General features: G+C 30.1%; 3 protein-coding genes. All 3 read left to right on the plus strand.

Annotation, left to right across the window (positions count from 1 at the left end; translation table 11 throughout):
• Positions 1 to 176: 176 nt before the first annotated feature.
• The 3 genes from ACVCZW_RS03645 (at position 177) to ACVCZW_RS03655 (ending at position 2281) form a co-directional block, all read left to right on the plus strand.
• Positions 177 to 683 carry a hypothetical protein gene (locus ACVCZW_RS03645; protein ID WP_452231667.1) on the plus strand — a complete coding sequence of 169 codons (507 nt, stop codon included), beginning with the start codon at positions 177 to 179 and terminating at the stop codon, positions 681 to 683.
• 176 nt (positions 684 to 859) lie between these two features.
• A complete protein-coding gene (locus ACVCZW_RS03650) occupies positions 860 to 1561 on the plus strand; it encodes a hypothetical protein (RefSeq protein WP_055437553.1) in 702 nt (233 codons plus the stop codon).
• Between the two features lie 186 nt (positions 1562 to 1747).
• Complete coding sequence (locus ACVCZW_RS03655; protein WP_452227650.1) at positions 1748 to 2281, plus strand: hypothetical protein; 534 nt, start codon at positions 1748 to 1750, stop codon at positions 2279 to 2281.
• Positions 2282 to 2617 lie beyond the last annotated feature (336 nt).

Raw genomic sequence — 2617 nt, forward strand, 5'->3', positions numbered from 1 at the left:
GAATAAAAACTTATGCTAACACCGTATATAATTTATTGCTGGTTCTAGACTGCTTACGAAAACCCTCGCGGATTTTCTATTCGGTTTTTATTTGCTAAATTTAGTGCTTAAACACGCAACAAACCATATACAAACACGTTGTGCGTCAGCTGAAAAAAAACTCACGAAAGAACAAAATGAAATCTAAATCATTCAAAATACTGACTTTATTCATAGTCTTGATTTTTCCCTTCCAAATAATTTTCGGACAAGACTCGATTGTAGTTTATTCTCAAAAAACGGATTTAAAAACTGAAAATAGAAATCAAAAAATTGAAGAAAGAAAAGTGTTTGTAAAAAAATATGTAGATTCATTAAATACATACAAAGTTTCAGAAAATTGCGAACTTCCGTACTTTTTCACCACTTCAGATTTTGACCAAAAATATGGTGGACAATTTATGCTTAATATGCACGGAAGAATATCATTGCGAAAATTAATAATTGACGAATTAGATAATTACGAGCTAATGTGGTGTATTATGAAAAGTAAAGACAAAACATTACAGGAAAAATATACTGGAAGACCAAAAAGATTTTATTTAGATTATAGTAAAATCCCTTTTGAACAATTCAGTACTTTTGAATTAGTAGATTTACGATTAGATGAATTGGAAAACGCTAAATCATTACGAAATGAATAAAATTAAAAAAAGCCGAACGCACAACACCGTATAAAAATAATTGCGGTTTAGTGCTAAAACAAAGGTCGTTGCGTGTTTGTAACGTCTGATTTTCCTTCGGAAAATCCTCGCATACAAACCCGCAACTATTCTTATACATAAACGTTAGCAATAATTTAAAGAACACCTCGTAAACAATGAAAAGCATCTTAAGTTTCATATTTCTTCTGATAATCTGTTCGAACTCTTTCGGACAAAATGAATCTGATATTTCATTTAATCAAGACGAAATAGAAAGACTAAAGATTTACCCGAAAACGTTTCAATATGGAACTATACATCTTTCCGAAGAACAAAGACACGAACCTTGTTTTAGAGATTATAATAAGAACTCTTTAAAACTTGATATAGTAAATCCTAAAACAGGAAAAACTGCACCTCTAACAAATGGAAAAACCAAAAGAAAGAATCTAAAGGTGAAATTTGAGCGGATTATACTAAATCGAGAGAATAATGAAATAACAATAGAAGGAACGGTTAAAGGTGGCTGGTATGGAGCAGGTAGTGATGTTGACATTTATATCGGAGAAAAAGTTGACACCACTTCTCTACATATACTTTCACCAAATCTTCATTACACCATAATTCACGAAGGCAAGGAACTGAAAGAACCGATTGTTCTCGATACATTTCCAGCATTTTATTTAAGAAATTACGCTCATACAAAATCTGATGTAGGTCGGAATTATGACAAAAAAAGAGATTTTAAGATTGTATCTAAAATAAATAAAAATAGTGTTTTGACATTTGGTTTGAGTGTAAGCTACTCTGAGATTTTTGAAATTGGTAAATTACTCGCAATCCGAAATGACGATGATGAAAATTCTGAAAAAAAATAAACTTATGAGCGAAAAAACTATTGCTAACACCGTATATAATTAATGGCTGGTTTTAGCTTGCTTACGAAAATTCTTCCGAATTTTCTATTTGGTTTTTATTTGCTAAATTAGTTACTTACACACGCCACTAATCATATACAAACACGTTAGCAATAATTTAAAAGCAGCCTCAAACTATAAAACGAAATGATAAAAAGATTTACAATAATTGGAATTTGTTTTCTATTTCTAAATTGTGCTTCTCTTCCAAAATATGAATCAGAAAATCTACTGCATTTAACGGAAAAAAATATTACTCAATTAAATGGAACTTACAGTAATTATTCTGAAAACTCTAAAAGTAGAATATATCGCTCGTTTTTGGGAAGATTGACATCCTCTAAAATTAAAGATTCAGTTTCTGAAATAAAAATAGAAGTTCTAAACAGTAAAGAAATAAGGTTTTTATTTTTAAAAAATCAAAAGGAAATCCATTCAAAAACTGTGAAATATAAGTTGCAGAATGATGGATTTTTACTCTTAAAAAACAGGAACTTTAGATTACACGGAATTCCTTGGATTTTGGGAGATTATGAAATCCGAAAATATGAAATCGGACTTTCTAATTCTGGGAATCTAGTAATGAATGGAGTAGAAAAACGTGAAGGAGCTTTTTTAATAATTTTTTGGGGACCTCCAGGTAAAGCTTTTAAATTTACAGATATTTATTCATCGGAATAAAAACTATTGCTAACACCGTATATAATTTATTGCTAGTTCTAGCCTGCTTACGAAAACCCTCGCGGATTTTCTATTCGGTTTTTATTTGCTAAATTAGGTGCTGAAACACGCAACAAATCATATACAAACACGTTATAAAAAATAGCCGAGAATCCTCAATTTCAACAAACTGAATTTCTTAAAACATAAATAATTAGATTATTATCTTACTCAAATCTTAATAAAATAATCTCGAATTCTGCTTACTCAATTCACGAATTGAATTCTTTGCGGAATTTTGACGCAAAGGAGAAATAACTCTTGCGCAGTTTTTTGAAGCCAAGGAAATTTTACCTC

This window comes from Lacinutrix sp. MEBiC02595, from assembly GCF_053601555.1.